This window comes from Clostridium chrysemydis, from assembly GCF_015234215.1.
GTDB classification, from domain to species: Bacteria; Bacillota; Clostridia; order Clostridiales; family Clostridiaceae; genus Clostridium; species Clostridium chrysemydis.
In genome coordinates, this window is sequence record NZ_JADEKP010000027.1 from 1 (window position 1) to 586 (window position 586).

At 34.0% G+C, this 586-nt stretch carries 1 rRNA gene; it reads right to left on the reverse strand.

The window, feature by feature from the left end:
- A 23S ribosomal RNA gene (locus tag INR60_RS17180) occupies positions 1-125 on the reverse strand; the annotation flags it as partial.
- Positions 126-586 lie beyond the last annotated feature (461 nt).

A 586-nucleotide genomic window follows, 5' to 3' on the forward strand; every position in this document is an offset into this window, starting at 1 on the left:
TCCCTCATTCGGAAATCTTCGAATCTCTGGCTATGTGCGCCTACTCGAAGCTTATCGCAGCTTATCACGTCCTTCATCGGCTCCTGATGCCAAGGCATTCACCATACGCCCTTTGTAGCTTGACCTTCGTTTGCTATAAGCTTCGCATTACTTTGAAAACTTCGTCGCTTCGGTGCTCATTTATCGAAATAAACTCCGCTCCTCGCTTCTTGTTTTCCTTGTACTACTCGCTTTTAGCTACACTAAAATTTAGTCATTTTTAAGATTTTGCAATCTTAGATATATGTTACAAAGAATAGTATATTTAAATACATTTTTCTTGGCTTGTTGTATCAACTAATTATTTAACTATGTGCAATTTTCAAAGAACTTTGTTCAACAGAACGATATTTATTCTAACAAGATTCGACATTTGTGTCAACACTTTTTTAAAATAATTTTTATCATTCTTTTAAACTTTGAGAAACAATGGTTTCTCAAAATTGAACAGTATAATACAAACCCAATCTCTTTCGAATAAGAAATCGAGATTTCGATTTTTTGGCTGTACTGATTAATCATCTTGTTAATCAGATTTCTCCATAGA